The organism is Pseudomonas sp. NY15356, assembly GCF_048068175.1.
GTDB lineage: Bacteria > Pseudomonadota > Gammaproteobacteria > Pseudomonadales > Pseudomonadaceae > Aquipseudomonas > Aquipseudomonas putida_K.
In genome coordinates this window covers 21,440-36,503 of the sequence record NZ_JBLUPW010000031.1, presented here as the reverse complement: position 1 = coordinate 36,503, position 15,064 = coordinate 21,440, and the positions used below count along the sequence as shown (strand labels likewise).

Below are 15,064 nucleotides of genomic sequence, written 5' to 3'. Positions count from 1 at the left end.
CAGCCCTTTCGCGGCACAAGGCCGCTCCTACAGGGGCGCGCTAGCCCTTGGCGCGCTTGGCCTTGAAGAACTCGCTGAGTATCTGCCCGCACTCCTCGGCCAACACTCCTCCCTCGAACATCACCCGATGGTTCAGAAAGCCTTGGCTGAAGAACTGCCCCTGGCTCTGCACGATCCCTGCCTTGGGCTCCAGCGCTCCATACACCACCCGGGCGATGCGCGAATGCACGATCAAACCGGCGCACATGCTGCACGGCTCCAGGGTCACGTAGAGGGTGCTGCCTGGCAGCCGGTAGTTGCTGGCGGCCTTGGCCGCCGCGCGGATGGCCACCATCTCGGCATGGGCACTGGGGTCGCTGTCGTTGATCGGACGGTTGAAACCCTGGCCGATCACCTGGCCGTGCTGCACCAGCACCGCACCCACCGGCACTTCACCCATGGCGGCGCCCTGGGCGGCCAGGTCCAGGGCCAGGCGCATGAATTCCTGGTCGCGGCTGCGATCGATGATCTGCGGGCGCATCAGACCACCGCGATCGCGGCCATCAGGCCGGTTTCCATGTGGTCGATCACGTGGCAGTGGAACATCCAGGTGCCAGGGTTATCCGCCACCAAGGCGACTTGGGCCCGTTCGTTCTTGCCCAGCAAGTAGGTGTCGGTGAACCACGGTTCGACGATCTTGCGTCGATTGGAGGCGATCACCTTGAAGCTCATGCCATGCAGGTGGATGGGGTGCTGGTACTGGGTCATGTTCTTCAGTTCCAGGATGTAGCTCTTGCCCTTGGTCAAGGTGGCGATAGGACGCTCGGCACAGGTCTTGTCGGTGATGTCCCAGGCCTGGCCGTTGATCTGCCAGAGGCTCGGCGGCCGGCCGTTCTCGGTACCCACTGAAACCTTGCCGGCCCACTCGAAATTGAAGTTGAGTTTCTCGGCGTTCTCCAGGTCCGGCTCGGCGATTGGGTTGGCAGGCAACGCTTCGGGCCAATCACCCGGTGCCTCGTGGCTTGCCACCGAGCGCAGGGTGCCCAGGCGCACGAAGCCGTCGCGCAGGGAAATTTCCTCGCCCGCTTCAGGGATGCGAATGGCCAGGCAGATCCGCATGCCCGGGCCGAGCCAGTAGTCGTCGTCCAGCGGCCGTGGGGTGATCGGGTTGCCGTCGAGTGCGTAGATCCTGGCCTCGCAGTTGCCCTTGAGGTTGATGCGGTAGGTCCAGGTGTTGTCCAGGTTCAGCAACCGCACCCGCACCACCTGCCCGGCCGGCAACTCGGTGACCGACCCTGCCTGGCCATTGATGGTGATCAGGCGCCCGGCGGTACCGTTGCGCGCCGCCTCCCGGGGGATGCTGAAGGGCAGCCAGGCGCCCTGCTCATCCACGTGCCAGTTCTTCAGGCTCAAGGTGCGCTCATGCCTGAACCCGGTAGGCTCGCGCTCCTCGACGATCAACGGCCCGACCAGGCCGCGCCCCAGTTCCTCGGAGCTGCTGACATGGGGGTGATACCAGTAGCTGCCGGCATCCGGCACGCGGAACTTGTAGTCGAAGAACTCGCCAGGCTTCACCGGCAGCTGCGACACGTAGGGCACGCCGTCCATTTCCAGCGGCAGGCGGATGCCGTGCCAATGGATGGTGGTTTCCACCGGCAGGTGGTTGATGAAGCGCACCCGCAACCAGGTCCCCTGGCGCACACGCAGCTCGGTGCCCGGAGCCGAGGGGCCAAAGGCCCAGGCCTCGGTCTTGAAGCCCGGTACCAGTTCGACGTCCAGGGGCGCGGCGATCAGTTCATAGTCATGCCCGGCATTCTCGTCCTCGACCTTGCCCAGCCAGTACCGCGCGGCGCCTCCCGCGCCCAGGCCAACCACCACCAGGCCGGTCAGGCCCTTGAGCATTTGTCGACGGGTAAAGGACATCGGTGCGGGTACCTCGTTTCTGCGCAATCAGTCTGCCAGTGGGCTGGCAATGAAGGGCGAATACGATACACCTGCAATTGAGAAAGATTAAGTGAAGAGTGCCTTTTATGGGCGCGGCCTTGTGTCGCGACGCCAGATACGACAAGGGCACCTTGCGGCGCCCTTGTGGCTCAACTCATTCCCACTCGATGGTGGCCGGCGGCTTGCTCGACACGTCATAGGTGACGCGCGAGATACCGTCGATTTCGTTGATGATGCGGCCGCTGACGGTCTCCAGCAGCTCGTACGGCAGGTGTGCCCAGCGAGCGGTCATGAAGTCCACGGTCTCGACGGCGCGCAGGGCCACGACCCAGGCGTAGCGACGGCCATCGCCGACGACGCCGACAGATTTCACCGGCTGGAACACCACGAACGCCTGGCTGGTCTTGTGGTACCAGTCGGCCTTGCGCAGTTCTTCGATGAAGATGTGGTCAGCGCGACGCAGGATGTCGGCGTATTCCTTCTTCACTTCACCGAGGATACGCACGCCCAGGCCCGGGCCCGGGAATGGGTGGCGGTAGACCATGTCGTACGGCAGGCCCAGCTCCAGGCCGATCTTGCGGACTTCGTCCTTGAACAGCTCGCGCAGCGGCTCGACCAGCTTGAGGTTCATTTCCTCCGGCAGGCCGCCGACGTTGTGGTGCGACTTGATCACGTGGGCCTTGCCGCTCTTGGCGCCGGCCGACTCGATCACGTCCGGGTAGATGGTGCCCTGGGCGAGGAACTGGATGTTCTCCAGCTTGCTGGCCTCGGCGTCGAACACGTCGATGAAGGTGCGGCCGATGATCTTGCGCTTCTTCTCTGGGTCGGTCTCGCCGGCCAGGTTGTCGAGGAACTGCTTTTCAGCGTCGGCGCGGATCACCTTGACGCCCATGTTCTCCTTGAACATGGCCATCACCTGGTCACCCTCGTGCAGGCGCAGCAGGCCGTTGTCGACGAAGACGCAGGTCAGCTGGTCGCCAATGGCACGGTGCAGCAGCGCGGCAACCACCGAGGAGTCGACACCGCCGGACAGGCCCAGCAGGACGTTGGCCGAACCGACCTGCTCGCGCACCTGGGCAATGGCGTCTTCGACGATGTTGGATGGGGTCCACAGGGCCTCGCAGCCGCAGATGTCCTGCACGAAGCGGGACAGGATGCGACCGCCCTGCTTGGTGTGGGTCACTTCCGGGTGGAACTGCACGCCGTAGTAGCCACGGGCATCGTCGAACATGCCGGCGATCGGGCAGCTCGGGGTGCTGGCCAGGATATTGAAGCTGCCCGGCATCTGGGTGACCTTGTCGCCGTGGCTCATCCACACGTCCAGGCCCAGTACGCCGTCATCGTCGACATGGTCTTCGATGCCGTCGAGCAGGCGGCTCTTGCCGACCACGTCGACGCGGGCATAGCCGAACTCGCGCAGGTCGGAACCTTCGACCTTGCCGCCCAGCTGCTCGGCCATGGTCTGCATGCCGTAGCAGATACCCAGCAGCGGTACGTTCAGGTCGAAGACGGCCTGCGGCGCGCGCGGGCTGTTGGCTTCGTGAACGGACTCCGGGCCGCCGGCGAGGATGATGCCGCGCGGGTTGAAGGCACGGATCGCTTCATCGTCCATGTCGAACGGGTGCAGTTCGCAGTAGACGCCGATCTCGCGCACGCGGCGGGCGATCAGCTGAGTGTACTGGGAACCGAAATCGAGGATCAGGATGCGGTGAGCGTGAATGTCGAGGGCCATGACTCAATCTCGTCAGTGGAAATCGGAAACGACGCGGGGCTGTCATGACAGCCCCGCTAACAGGTGTTGCTGGAAGCCTCAGCCTACGCGGTAGTTTGGCGCTTCCTTGGTGATCTGCACGTCATGCACGTGGGACTCGGCCATGCCGGCACCAGTGATGCGCACGAATTCCGGCTTGGTGCGCATCTCGTCGATGGTTGCGCTGCCGGTGTAGCCCATGGAGGACCGCAGGCCGCCCATCAGCTGGTGGATGATCGCCGCCAGGGCGCCTTTGTAGGGCACGCGGCCTTCGATGCCTTCCGGAACCAGCTTCTCGGCACCGGCCGAAGAGTCCTGGAAGTAACGGTCCGAGGAGCCTTGGGCCTGCGCCATGGCGCCCAGCGAGCCCATGCCGCGATAGGCCTTGTAGGAGCGGCCCTGGAACAGCTCGACCTCACCCGGGGCCTCTTCGGTACCGGCGAACATCGAACCCATCATGACGCACGAGGCGCCCGCCACGATGGCCTTGGACAGGTCACCGGAGAAGCGGATGCCACCGTCGGCGATCAGCGGCACACCCGTGCCTTCCAATGCGGCGGCGACGTTGGCGATGGCGCTGATCTGCGGCACGCCGACACCGGCGACGATGCGGGTGGTGCAGATCGAGCCTGGGCCGATACCGACCTTGACCGCGTCGGCACCGGCCTCGGCCAGGGCCTTGGCAGCGGCGCCGGTGGCGATGTTGCCGCCGATCACCTGCACGTGCGGGTAGGTCTGCTTGACCCAGCGAACACGGTCGATCACGCCCTTGGAGTGGCCGTGGGCGGTGTCGACCACCACCACGTCGACGCCGGCAGCAACCAGGGCGGCAACACGCTCGCCAGTGTCCTTGCCGGTGCCGACCGCGGCGCCGACGCGCAGGCGACCCTGGTCGTCCTTGCTGGCCAGCGGGTAGGCCTTGGCTTTTTCGATGTCCTTGACGGTCATCATGCCCTTGAGGTTGAACTTGTCGTCGACGATCAGGACTTTTTCCAGGCGGTGCTTGTGCAGCAGCTCGCGGACTTCGTTCTTGTCGGCGCCTTCGCGCACGGTGACCAGGCGTTCCTTGGGCGTCATCACCTCGCGCACCTTGGCGTCCAGGCGGCTTTCGAAGCGCACGTCACGGGAGGTGACGATACCGACCAGGTCGCCGTTCTCCAGCACCGGAACACCCGAGATGTTGTTCAGGCGGGTCAGGTCGAACAGGTCGCGCACGGTGGCGTCGGCGTCGATGGTGATCGGGTCTTTGACCACGCCGGCCTCGAACTTCTTGACCTTGCGGACTTCGGCAGCCTGCTGCTCGATGGTCATGTTCTTGTGGATGATGCCGATGCCGCCTTCCTGGGCCATGGCGATGGCCAGGCGCGCTTCGGTCACGGTATCCATGGCGGCGGAGACCAGCGGGATGTTCAGCTCGATGCCGCGGGTCAAACGGGTCTTGAGACTGACTTCATTGGGCAGTACCTCGGAATAGCCAGGTACAAGGAGGATATCGTCGAAGGTCAGGGCTTCTTGGCTGATACGCAGCATCGCGGGGGCTCCCGGGCGGGAAAAATGGAAGCGCGCCATTATACTCATCCACGGCGCGCCGCTCAATGCAAAATAAGGGCCTTCGGTCAGCCTTGCGGCAGTTTCACCTGCACCACCGCCACTGGCTGGTCCAGCCAGTCGGCGAAGCTGTCGAGAAAGGCCTGGGTGAACCCGGCCTCGCCCCAGTTGTTGAAGATGAAGCCCAGGTTGGAAAAGGCACATGGCTGCAGGAAAAGAAAGCCGTTGATGTCGTCCTCGAAGCCGCACAGCGGGCAGGTGAAGTTGTCCGTCACCCCGGGCATCCACTCTTCCAGGCTTTCGAACAGCGGCTCGCCGATTTCACGCCGGCATTCGGGGCAACCGGCCTCTTCGAGAAAGCCCTCGGTGGGTGTATAGATGCAGCGCTTGAGCATCACCTCCAGGCCGTTGACCTGCTCGCCGAAGGGTAGCCGCTCGGGGTGCAGCGCCACCTTGCGCGCACCTTCGGCCAGGGCATGCCCCATGCGGTTGCCGGTGCGGCCACAGGTGCTGAGCGGCTCCTCGACGATCTTCTCGCGCACCAGCCAGCGCAGGATCGCCCGGGCGCGGGCTTCGTGGACCGGGACAGTGGAGAGTTTGGGAACGATGATGCTCTGGGTGTTCATGAACGAAACGGGCCTGCGGACTGCGGTAATGATGAGATTCTACCGCTCAGCCGCCGAGGTAGCGACCGATCAGCGCCAGCCCGCTGGCCAGCACCAGCCAGGTGACCACGCGCACGAAGGCCTCACGGGACAGCTTCGAGGTCAAGTGCCGGCCTAGCCAGAGCCCGACAGCCATCACCGGCAGCAGGCAGGCCGCGAGCCACAACAGGTGGGCATCGGCATACGCCCCGGCGATGACAAACAGCGACAGGCGCACCACCGTGCTGCAACTGATCAGCGCGCTCTGGGTCGCCCGCGCCTGCTCCGTGGAGTCCAGCCGGGCATTGAGGTAGATCGCATAAAGAAAGCCCCCGCTGCCGAACAAGGCACCGAACAACCCACCCACCGTGCCCATCGGCACTGCCCAGGCGCCTGCCAGCCGCGCGGGCCGCGCCTTTATCGCCAGGCCATACAGCGCATACCCCGTCACGAACAGCCCCATCAGCAACAAGAGAACGTCCGACTTCAAGTGCAGCAGGAAGACCACGCCCAGGGTGCAGCCCACTGCCATGCACGGCAACAACCTCAACAGCTCGCTGCGCGCCACCGCCCTGCGCGAGGGTAACCAGTTGCCGAACGCTGCCACGAAGTCCAGCAGCACCAGCAGCGGGATGATCTGCGACAACGGCATGAAATGAATCAGTATCGGCCCCGCCACCAAGGCGGTGCCGAAGCCGGCGATGCCAAACACAATGTAGGCGATGCCAACACCCAGCAGGATGGGCAACCAATCAAGACCGGAAAAGGGCAGTTGGACGAGCATGGACACGATTCCTGACAAGACGCAGACAGGTTAGCCAGCCATGAGCCATGCCGACTAATATGCTTTTTCACCCTTAGCCATCTCGAAAAGGCATGCCATGACCTCCATCCGCCAACTGCGCTACTTCGTGGAAATTGCCGAGAACGGCAGCTTCAGCGCGGCTGCCGAGCGGCTGTACGTTGCCCAATCGGCCTTGAGCCGGCAGATCAAGGAGCTGGAGCAGGAGCTTGGCACGCCGCTGTTCGAACGCACCGCCCGCCAGCCACGCCTGACCGAGGCCGGGCTGGCGTTTCTCGACCGCGTCCGGCACCTGCTGGCGGACCTGGACAAGGCCGAACGCCTGGCCCAGGAGATTGGCCAAGGCTTGCGCGGTAGCCTGCGCCTGAATCACTCCAGCACCGTACCCTTGACCGGACGGCTGCTCGAGCGTCTGGGCGGTTATCTGGAAGCCAACCCAGGGGTTTCCCTGGAGATCGCCCAGCAATCGTCGGAAGCGCAGTTGGACGATATCGCCAAAGGACGTCTGGAGGTCGGCCTGCTTCGCCTGCCCGTATTGCGCCAGCACCAGGACGTGGAAACCCATACCCTGTTCAGCGAGCCATTGCTGCTGGCCGTCGCGGCAGGCCATCCACTGGCAAACGCCACGCAGGTCGGCCTGGACCGATTGCGGGACGAGCGCTTTATCTCCATTCCCCACCGGCAGCGAGGGGGGCTGAGCTATCTGTCCGCTTCGTTGTGCATGGCGGCAGGGTTCTTTCCACGCGCCGCACAGGTCGTGTCGCGCAAGACCACCCAACTGCAACTGATCCAGGCCGGCTTCGGGGTGGCGCTGTTGCCGTCCTGCATGCGCGACATTGCGCCAGCCTCGGTGCACTTCGTACCGCTGGATGAGCCTTGCCAGAGCACCGTGGCCCTGGCATGTCGACGAGGTGCAGGAGACCTGGTGCGACAATTCATCTCGGCGATGCAAGGCGCGAGCGCCAACACAGACAACCAGGCGTGATGTCCTTTATGATGCCCGCCATGATCAGAGACCCCTTCGAACGACTCGGCCTGGACCGCGAGGTCCTCACCGTCAGCCAGCTCAACGGCCGCGCCCGCGTGCTGCTCGAGGATGTGTTCCGCAGTGTCTGGGTGGAAGGCGAGATTTCCAACCTCGCCCGCCCGGCCTCCGGGCACATGTATTTCACCCTCAAGGACAGCGGCGCCCAGGTGCGCTGCGCACTGTTCCGGCAGAATGCCGCGCGTGTGCGCCAGGCCCTGCGCGACGGCCTGGCCGTGCGCGTGCGTGGCAAGGTCTCGCTGTTCGAGGGGCGTGGCGACTACCAGCTGATCCTCGACACCGTCGAGCCGGCCGGCGATGGCGCCTTGCGCCTGGCCTTCGAGGCGCTGAAGGAAAAGCTCGGTGCCGAGGGCCTGTTCAGTGCCGAACGCAAGAAGCCGCTGCCGGCCCACCCGCAACGCATCGGCATCGTCACCTCGCCCACAGGCGCGGTGATCCGCGACATCATCAGTGTGTTCCGCCGCCGCGCGCCGCAGGTCGAACTGAACCTGATCCCCACCGCCGTTCAGGGGCGCGAGGCCATCGGCCAGATCGTCCGTGCCCTGCGCCTGGCCGACAGCCAAGGCTACGACGCCGTGATCCTGGCCCGCGGCGGTGGTTCGCTGGAGGACCTCTGGTGCTTCAACGAAGAAGATGTGGCCCGCGCCGTGGCTGCCTGCGTGACGCCCATCGTCAGTGCCGTGGGCCATGAGACCGACGTATCGATCAGCGACTTCGTCGCCGATGTGCGCGCGCCGACGCCCTCGGCCGCCGCCGAGCTGCTGGCACCTGACAGCAGCGGCCTGCAGCAACGCCTCGACAGCCTGCAGCGGCGCCTGCTGCTGCGCATGAAGAACCGCCTGGCCCACGACCAACTGCGCCTGGACGGCCTGGCCCGGCGCCTGCGCCACCCCGGCGAGCGTCTACGCCAACAGGCCCAGCGCCTGGATGACCTGGACATGCGCCTGCGGCGTGCCTTCATGCTCACCCTGAACCAGCGCCACGAACGCCTGGGCCGCCTCGACACGCGCCTGGCAGCCCAACATCCAGGCCGGGCGCTGAAGCTGCTCGGCCAGCGCCTGGACGCCCTCGCCGAACGCCTGCCACGGGCCATGCGCGAGGTGCTCAAGGACCGCCGCCAACGCTTCCAGGCCCAGCTGCAGACCTTGCAGGTGGTCAGCCCCCTGGCCACCCTCGCGCGCGGTTACAGCATCCTGCTCGACGAGCGCGGCCAGGCCATCCGCAGCGCCGCCCAGACCCACAACGGCCAACGCCTGACCGCACGCCTGAACGAAGGCGAGCTCAAGGTGAGGGTCGAGGACAACCACCAGACCCCGGTCACCCTTTCGCTACTGGACTGATACATGCCCCGCCTGCTCGCGCCCCTGCTCGCTCTTTCCCTGCTGCTGCTCGGCACCCATGCCCAAGCCAGCTACATCACCCGCCAGCTGAACAAGCCGGTACCCGGCGGCGTGGCAGTGGTCGACCTCGGCCCCGCCGCCACCGCGCCCAGCGCACGTTTCGACGGCAAGCCGGTGTTGGTGGTTCAGGAACAGGGCAACTGGCTGGCCATTGTCGGCATTCCGCTGACCCAGAAACCCGGCCCGGCCGTCGTCACCCAAGGCTCGCGCACCCTGCCCTTCACCGTTGGCAGCAAGAAGTACCCCGAGCAGCACATCACCCTGAAGAACAAGCGCCAGGTCAACCCCAACCCTGCCGACCTCAAGCGCATCGACCGGGAACTGGCCGAACAGATCAAGGCCTATCGCAGCTTCAGCCCCACCCTGCCGAGCAACCTGATCCTCGACAAGCCGGTCACCGGCCCTTTGTCGAGCAAGTTCGGCGTGCGCCGCTTCTTCAACGGCGAGGAACGCAACCCTCACGCCGGCCTGGACTTCGCCGTGCCAGCCGGCACGCCGATCAAGACCCCAGCCAACGGCAAGGTGATCCTGGTGGGCGATTATTTCTTCAATGGCCGCACCGTGTTCGTCGACCACGGCCAGGGGTTCATCAGCATGTTCTGCCATATGTCGAAGATCGACGTGAAGCCGGGGCAGACGCTACGCCGCGGCGAGGTGGTCGGCCGCGTGGGCGCCACCGGGCGGGCGACCGGGCCGCACATGCACTGGAACGTCAGCCTCAACGACGCACGGGTCGACCCGGCGATCTTCATCGGCGCCTTCCAGCCCTGAATACAGCCCAGGCTCCGCTTGCTTCGTGGGAGCTGGCGGAGCCTGCGATGGGCCGCAAAGCGGCCCCTTGAGTCTGGGGGATCCAGCGTTTGAGGGCTTGGGGCTGCTTTGCAGCCCATCGCAGGCTGTCGCCAGCTCCCACCGAGATTGAGGCGGCCCAACGAACACCGTTAGCGCGCCTTTGCAAAGACCGCGCAAGCAACGCCGGACTTTTCAGAAAAGCGAGCGATAAAATCTCGAAACAATGAGTTTTTTGAGCATTTCTATCAATTTTTCCTGAAGGCTTGCCATCCCTCACCCCACTGGTTAGGGTTGAGGCATGAAAACCTCCAACACCCTCATTCTGCTCCGCCAACACCGCAGCCTCTGCCTGGTCAGTGCACGACTACCAGGGTGAATCGCGTCGCCTCGCCTTTTCATCTCGTTACGTTCGGCAGGCCCGATCACGGCCGCACACTAAAGGATTGCTTCCATGACCATGCTCAAAGACCCTTCGAAGAAATACCGCGCGTTCCCGACCATCGACCTGCCTGACCGCACCTGGCCGTCGAAGACCATCACCCAAGCGCCGATCTGGTGCAGTTCCGACCTGCGTGATGGCAACCAGTCGCTGATCGAGCCAATGGACTCGGAGAAAAAGCTGCGTTTCTGGAAGACCTTGGTGCAGGTAGGCGTGAAGGAAATCGAGGCCGCGTTCCCGTCCGCCTCGCAGACCGATTTCGACTTCGTGCGCACTTTGATCGAAGATGGCCACATCCCGGACGACACCACCATCCAGGTGCTCACCCAGGCCCGTGAAGACCTCATTGCCCGTACCTTCGAGTCCCTGCGCGGGGCCAAGAAGGCCATCGTGCACCTGTACAACGCCACCTGCCCGTCGTTCCGCCGCATCGTCTTCAACCAGGACAAGCAAGGCGTGAAGGACATCGCGGTCAACGCGGCCAAGCTGTTCGTCAAGTACGCCGCCCAGCAGCCGGACACCCAGTGGACCTTCCAGTACTCGCCGGAAACCTTCAGCGCCACCGAGATGGAATTCGCCAAGGAAGTCTGCGACGCCGTGATCGAGGTATGGAACCCGACGCCTGAGCACAAGATCATCCTCAACCTGCCGGCCACCGTCGAAGTGTCGACGCCGAACGTCTACGCCGACCAGATCGAGTGGTTCTGCCGCAACGTCAACCGCCGCGACAGCGTGATCATCAGCCTGCACACCCACAATGACCGTGGCACCGGCATCGCCGCCACCGAGCTGGGCTTGATGGCCGGCGCCGACCGTGCCGAAGGCTGCCTGTTCGGCAACGGCGAGCGCACCGGCAACGTCGACCTGGTGACCTTGGCGCTGAACCTCTACACCCAGGGCATCGACCCACAACTGGACTTCTCCGACATCGACGGCGTGCGCAAGGTGGTCGAGGAATGCAACCAGCTGCCCGTACACCCGCGCCACCCGTACGTCGGTGACCTGGTCCATACCGCGTTCTCCGGCTCGCACCAGGACGCCATCCGCAAGGGCTTCGCCAAGCAGAAGGACGGCGAGCTGTGGGAAGTGCCGTACCTGCCGATCGACCCGGCCGACATCGGCCGCAGCTACGAGGCGGTGATCCGCGTCAACAGCCAGTCGGGCAAGGGCGGCATCACCTACCTGCTCGAGCAGGAATATGGCATCAGCCTGCCGCGCCGCATGCAGATCGAGTTCAGCCAAGTGGTACAGGGCGAGACCGATCGACTGGGCCTGGAAATGACCGCCCAGCAGATCTACAGCCTGTTGCACAAGGAATACCTCCAGGCCAACACGCCGTATGCGCTGGTCAGCCACCGCCTGCAGGAAGAGAACGGCCACAGCGCCGTGGAAGTGGAAGTCGCCGGTGAAGGCGAGACCACGCTGCACTGGCGCGGCAAGGGCAACGGCGCGCTGGAGGCACTGGTCGCCGGTCTGCCGATCGCGGTCGAGATCATGGACTACAACGAGCATGCCATCGGCGCCGGCACCAACGCCAAGGCCGCGGCCTACATCGAACTGCGCGTGGCCGGTGGCCGCCCGGTACACGGCGTGGGCATCGACGAGAACATCACCACTGCCAGCTTCAAGGCACTGTTCAGCGCCCTGAACCGCTCGCTGAGCCAGCAGGCTGCCAAGGCGGCGTAAGCTGTCACGCAGTGATCGAGGCCCGCATCGTTCGATGCGGGCTTTTTTATTGGCCGGTACAGGCACTGCAAGAATTCCAGGCAAAAAAAAGGGGCGCCGACCAAGCGCCCCACAAGCCGTAAAGCACACAACAAATTCAGTTGGCGTCCAACAGCGCTATTGCCTCCGCACTGCACGCTTCGATCCGCGCCCAATCGCCATTCTTCACCCAGCTGCTGTCGAGCATCCAGGTGCCGCCTACGCACATTACGTTTGGCAGGGCCATGTAATTGCGGACATTGGCCGGGTTGACGCCACCGGTGGGGCAGAAACGGATATCGCCGAACGGGCCGCCAAAGGCCTTGATCGCCGCCACGCCGCCGCTGATCTCCGCGGGGAACAGCTTGAAGCGACGGTAGCCCAGGGCATAGCCCATCATGATTTCCGAGGGTGTGCTGATGCCCGGCAGCAGCGGGATATCGCTTTGCACGCCGGCCTCGAGGATGTCCGGAGTGATGCCCGGGGTGACGACGAACTGTGCACCGGCCGCCTCCACCGCAGCGAACATCTCGCGGTCGAGCACCGTGCCGGCACCGACGCACAGCTCTGGGCGCTGCTCACGCAGCACACGGATGGCCTTGAGGCCATGCTTGGAGCGCAAGGTCACTTCCAGGGTGCGGATGCCGCCGGCGGCCAGGGCGTCGGCCAGAGGCAGGATGTCCTCCTCACGGGCGATGGTGATCACCGGCAGGATGCGCGCCTGTTCGCAGATCGCGTCGATCCTCGCGGCTTTTTCAGCCATCGAGAGCAAAGGCTGTGGTCGTTCAAGGGTGGTCATGACAGTGGGTCCTTGGCTCATGGGCACCAGTAGATGTCCAGGGGGTCGTGAAGAAAGGCGCGAATCGGCATTTCAGTAATGTTTTCGCCCGCCGAGGCGGCGCGCAGGGTATCGAGTTTGCCCTGGCCCTGCACCGCCAGCACGGTGAAGGCGGCCTTGGCCAGCAAGGCGCGGGTCATGCTCAGGCGCTGGCGCGGCACGCTCGGGGCCAGCATCGGCAGGCAGCGACGCTCGCTGGCCAGGTCCAGGCCGTCGTGCAGGTTGGGGCTGGCCGGGAACAGCGAGGCCGTATGGCCATCGTCGCCCATGCCCAGGACCAGCACATCGATCGGGGGGAGTTCGGCCAGTGCCTGGTCGGCCTGCTCGGCTGCGGCCTCCAGGTTTTCCGCGTTGCGGTACAGCCCGATGAAGCGGGCCTTGGCCGCTGCGCCCTTGAACAGGTGACGCCTGAGCAGGCCGGCATTGCTGTCGGCATGCTCGACCGGTACCCAGCGCTCGTCGGCCAGGCTGACCGTGACTTTTGCCCAATCCAGCGCCTCGGTGGCCAGCTTCTCGAGAAACGGTACCGGGCTACGCCCGCCCGACAGCACCACACAGGCCTGGCCCTTGCTGGCGATGGCCTGACGCAGCCGCTCGGCCACGTCCCGGGCCAGCGAGGCCGCCAATGTATTGGAGTCCGCCAGCTGATGCACCTTCACGGTCGCCGGCAATTGCAGGTCAGATATCGCCATACCAAGCCCTCCCATCGCGAGTGATCAGGGCGATCGAACTCATCGGCCCCCAGGAACCGGCCGCGTAGGGCTTGGGGGCGTCCCCGGCGTTCTTCCAGCCGGCGATCAGTTGGTCGCACCATGTCCAGGCGTATTCGATTTCGTCTTTGCGCACGAACAGGTTCTGGTTGCCGCGCATCACTTCCAGCAACAGACGCTCGTAGGCATCCGGGATGCGTGCGCTGCGCCAGGTGTCGGAAAAATTCAGCTGCAAGGGCCCGCTGCGCAATTGCATGCCCTTGTCCAGGCCTTGCTCCTTGGTCATCACCCGCAAGGAAATACCTTCGTCCGGCTGCAGGCGGATGATCAGCTTGTTACCGATCTGCAAACGCTGTTCGGGGGCGAAGATGTAGTGCGGCGTCTCCTTGAAGTGGATGACGATCTGCGACAACTTCTGCGGCATGCGCTTGCCGGTACGCAGGTAGAACGGCACGCCGGACCAGCGCCAGTTGCGAATGTCGGCGCGCAGGGCGACGAAGGTCTCGGTGTCGCTCTGGGCGTTGGCGTTGTCTTCTTCCAGGTAGCCCGGCACCGGCTTGCCGTCGCTGTAGCCGGCGATGTACTGGCCACGCACCACACGGGTGGTCAACGCTTCGCCAGTGATCGGCGCCAGCGCCTTGAGCACCTTGACCTTCTCGTCGCGGATGCTGTCGGCGGACAGGTCGCTGGGCGGGTCCATGGCGATCAGGCACAGCAGCTGCAACAGGTGGTTCTGGATCATGTCGCGCAGTTGCCCGGCCTTGTCGAAGTAGCCCCAGCGGCCTTCGATGCCTACCTTCTCGGCCACGGTGATTTCCACGTGGGAGATGGAGTTCTGGTTCCACTGGGTTTCGAACAGGCTGTTGGCAAAACGCAGGGCGATCAGGTTCTGTACCGTCTCCTTGCCCAGGTAATGGTCGATGCGGTAGACACGATTCTCCGGGAAGAAACGCGCCACGGCATCGTTGACCCGGCGCGAGGACTCCAGATCATGGCCGATGGGCTTTTCCAGCACCACGCGGGTGCGTTCGGCAAGGCCGGCCTTGTCCAGGTTTTCGCAGATCGCGCCATACACGGCCGCAGGCGTTGCGAAATAGGCGATCAGCGGCAGGTCCGCCGCCACCTGCCCGGCCAGGTCCTGATAGCCCTCGGCCTGGAGGAAGTCCAGACGCAGGTAGCTCAGCCGGCCAAGGAAGCGCCCCAGTACGCCAGGCTCGATATCGGTATCGGGCACGAAGCGGCGCAGGTGGGCCTCGATGGTGGCCAGGTGTTGCTGGCCCTCGCCCGCTTCGCGAGCCAATGCCAGCAGGCGGGAATCGGGGTGCAGCAAGCCAGCCCGGTCGAGCTGGTAGAGCGCGGGAAACAGCTTGCGCAATGCCAGGTCGCCCAAGGCGCCAAACAGGGCAAAGGTGCAAGGTTCTACACTGATCGCAGCCATGATGTTGGTTCTTTCCTAAAGTTGGCCTAGG

At 64.6% G+C, this 15,064-nt stretch carries 13 protein-coding genes; 4 read left to right on the top strand and 9 right to left on the bottom strand.

What is annotated here, in order from left to right; genetic code table 11:
- Positions 1 to 40: 40 nt before the first annotated feature.
- The 6 genes from tadA to ACNFCI_RS20250 form a co-directional block, all read right to left on the bottom strand.
- Entirely contained in the window at positions 41 to 520 is a 480-nt protein-coding gene (tadA, locus tag ACNFCI_RS20275) for a tRNA adenosine(34) deaminase TadA (RefSeq protein ID WP_416768154.1), read from the bottom strand.
- The gene (locus ACNFCI_RS20270) at positions 520 to 1,902 is read right to left on the bottom strand and encodes a multicopper oxidase family protein (RefSeq protein ID WP_324814129.1); all 1,383 of its coding nucleotides are present in this window, start codon (positions 1,900 to 1,902) and stop codon (positions 520 to 522) included. Before ACNFCI_RS20270 ends, tadA begins: the two co-directional genes overlap by 1 nt.
- A 175-nt stretch (positions 1,903 to 2,077) precedes the next feature.
- Complete coding sequence (gene guaA / locus ACNFCI_RS20265; RefSeq protein WP_084856706.1) at positions 2,078 to 3,655, bottom strand: glutamine-hydrolyzing GMP synthase; 1,578 nt, start codon at positions 3,653 to 3,655, stop codon at positions 2,078 to 2,080.
- 78 nt (positions 3,656 to 3,733) lie between these two features.
- Positions 3,734 to 5,203: an IMP dehydrogenase gene (gene guaB / locus ACNFCI_RS20260; protein ID WP_084856704.1), complete on the bottom strand. Its 1,470-nt coding sequence runs from the start codon at positions 5,201 to 5,203 to the stop codon at positions 3,734 to 3,736.
- Positions 5,204 to 5,289: 86 nt separating this feature from the next.
- The gene (locus tag ACNFCI_RS20255) at positions 5,290 to 5,847 is read right to left on the bottom strand and encodes a sugar ABC transporter ATPase (protein ID WP_084856702.1); all 558 of its coding nucleotides are present in this window, start codon (positions 5,845 to 5,847) and stop codon (positions 5,290 to 5,292) included.
- Positions 5,848 to 5,893: 46 nt separating this feature from the next.
- A complete protein-coding gene (locus ACNFCI_RS20250; RefSeq protein ID WP_368829800.1) occupies positions 5,894 to 6,649 on the bottom strand; it encodes a sulfite exporter TauE/SafE family protein in 756 nt (251 codons plus the stop codon).
- Between the two features lie 97 nt (positions 6,650 to 6,746).
- Here ACNFCI_RS20250 and ACNFCI_RS20245 point away from each other — a divergent pair, with 97 nt between their 5' ends.
- The 4 genes from ACNFCI_RS20245 (at position 6,747) to leuA (ending at position 12,029) form a co-directional block, all read left to right on the top strand.
- On the top strand, positions 6,747 to 7,652 hold the full coding sequence (locus tag ACNFCI_RS20245; protein ID WP_324814142.1) for a LysR family transcriptional regulator: 906 nt from the start codon (positions 6,747 to 6,749) through the stop codon (positions 7,650 to 7,652).
- Positions 7,653 to 7,672: 20 nt separating this feature from the next.
- Entirely contained in the window at positions 7,673 to 9,052 is a 1,380-nt protein-coding gene (gene xseA / locus ACNFCI_RS20240; protein WP_324814146.1) for an exodeoxyribonuclease VII large subunit, read from the top strand.
- A gap of 3 nt (positions 9,053 to 9,055) precedes the next feature.
- Positions 9,056 to 9,883, top strand: a complete 828-nt coding sequence (locus ACNFCI_RS20235; RefSeq protein WP_416768153.1) for a peptidoglycan DD-metalloendopeptidase family protein — start codon at positions 9,056 to 9,058, stop codon at positions 9,881 to 9,883.
- Positions 9,884 to 10,355: 472 nt separating this feature from the next.
- Positions 10,356 to 12,029, top strand: a complete 1,674-nt coding sequence (gene leuA / locus ACNFCI_RS20230; RefSeq protein ID WP_084856694.1) for a 2-isopropylmalate synthase — start codon at positions 10,356 to 10,358, stop codon at positions 12,027 to 12,029.
- A gap of 136 nt (positions 12,030 to 12,165) precedes the next feature.
- Here the strand turns inward: leuA and ACNFCI_RS20225 are convergent, their stop codons facing one another.
- From ACNFCI_RS20225 to zwf, 3 genes are read right to left on the bottom strand one after another with little or no spacing between them, the layout of a single operon-like run.
- On the bottom strand, positions 12,166 to 12,846 hold the full coding sequence (locus tag ACNFCI_RS20225; RefSeq protein ID WP_416768152.1) for a bifunctional 4-hydroxy-2-oxoglutarate aldolase/2-dehydro-3-deoxy-phosphogluconate aldolase: 681 nt from the start codon (positions 12,844 to 12,846) through the stop codon (positions 12,166 to 12,168).
- Between the two features lie 17 nt (positions 12,847 to 12,863).
- Entirely contained in the window at positions 12,864 to 13,577 is a 714-nt protein-coding gene (gene pgl / locus ACNFCI_RS20220) for a 6-phosphogluconolactonase (RefSeq protein ID WP_084856690.1), read from the bottom strand.
- Positions 13,564 to 15,033, bottom strand: a complete 1,470-nt coding sequence (gene zwf, locus ACNFCI_RS20215; RefSeq protein WP_324814160.1) for a glucose-6-phosphate dehydrogenase — start codon at positions 15,031 to 15,033, stop codon at positions 13,564 to 13,566. The genes pgl and zwf overlap by 14 nt, the downstream gene beginning before the upstream one ends.
- Between the last annotated feature and the right edge of the window lie 31 nt (positions 15,034 to 15,064).

Bases quoted from the DNA above. Each gene is read 5' to 3' on its own strand.
- tadA (WP_416768154.1), bottom strand. From the start codon at position 520: ATGCGCCCGCAGATCATCGATCGCAGCCGCGACCAGGAATTCATGCGC.
- ACNFCI_RS20270 (WP_324814129.1), bottom strand. From the start codon at position 1,902: ATGTCCTTTACCCGTCGACAAATGCTCAAGGGCCTGACCGGCCTGGTG.
- guaA (WP_084856706.1), bottom strand. From the start codon at position 3,655: ATGGCCCTCGACATTCACGCTCACCGCATCCTGATCCTCGATTTCGGT.
- guaB (WP_084856704.1), bottom strand. From the start codon at position 5,203: ATGCTGCGTATCAGCCAAGAAGCCCTGACCTTCGACGATATCCTCCTT.
- ACNFCI_RS20255 (WP_084856702.1), bottom strand. From the start codon at position 5,847: ATGAACACCCAGAGCATCATCGTTCCCAAACTCTCCACTGTCCCGGTC.
- ACNFCI_RS20250 (WP_368829800.1), bottom strand. From the start codon at position 6,649: ATGCTCGTCCAACTGCCCTTTTCCGGTCTTGATTGGTTGCCCATCCTG.
- ACNFCI_RS20245 (WP_324814142.1), top strand. From the start codon at position 6,747: ATGACCTCCATCCGCCAACTGCGCTACTTCGTGGAAATTGCCGAGAAC.
- xseA (WP_324814146.1), top strand. From the start codon at position 7,673: ATGATCAGAGACCCCTTCGAACGACTCGGCCTGGACCGCGAGGTCCTC.
- ACNFCI_RS20235 (WP_416768153.1), top strand. From the start codon at position 9,056: ATGCCCCGCCTGCTCGCGCCCCTGCTCGCTCTTTCCCTGCTGCTGCTC.
- leuA (WP_084856694.1), top strand. From the start codon at position 10,356: ATGACCATGCTCAAAGACCCTTCGAAGAAATACCGCGCGTTCCCGACC.
- ACNFCI_RS20225 (WP_416768152.1), bottom strand. From the start codon at position 12,846: ATGACCACCCTTGAACGACCACAGCCTTTGCTCTCGATGGCTGAAAAA.
- pgl (WP_084856690.1), bottom strand. From the start codon at position 13,577: ATGGCGATATCTGACCTGCAATTGCCGGCGACCGTGAAGGTGCATCAG.
- zwf (WP_324814160.1), bottom strand. From the start codon at position 15,033: ATGGCTGCGATCAGTGTAGAACCTTGCACCTTTGCCCTGTTTGGCGCC.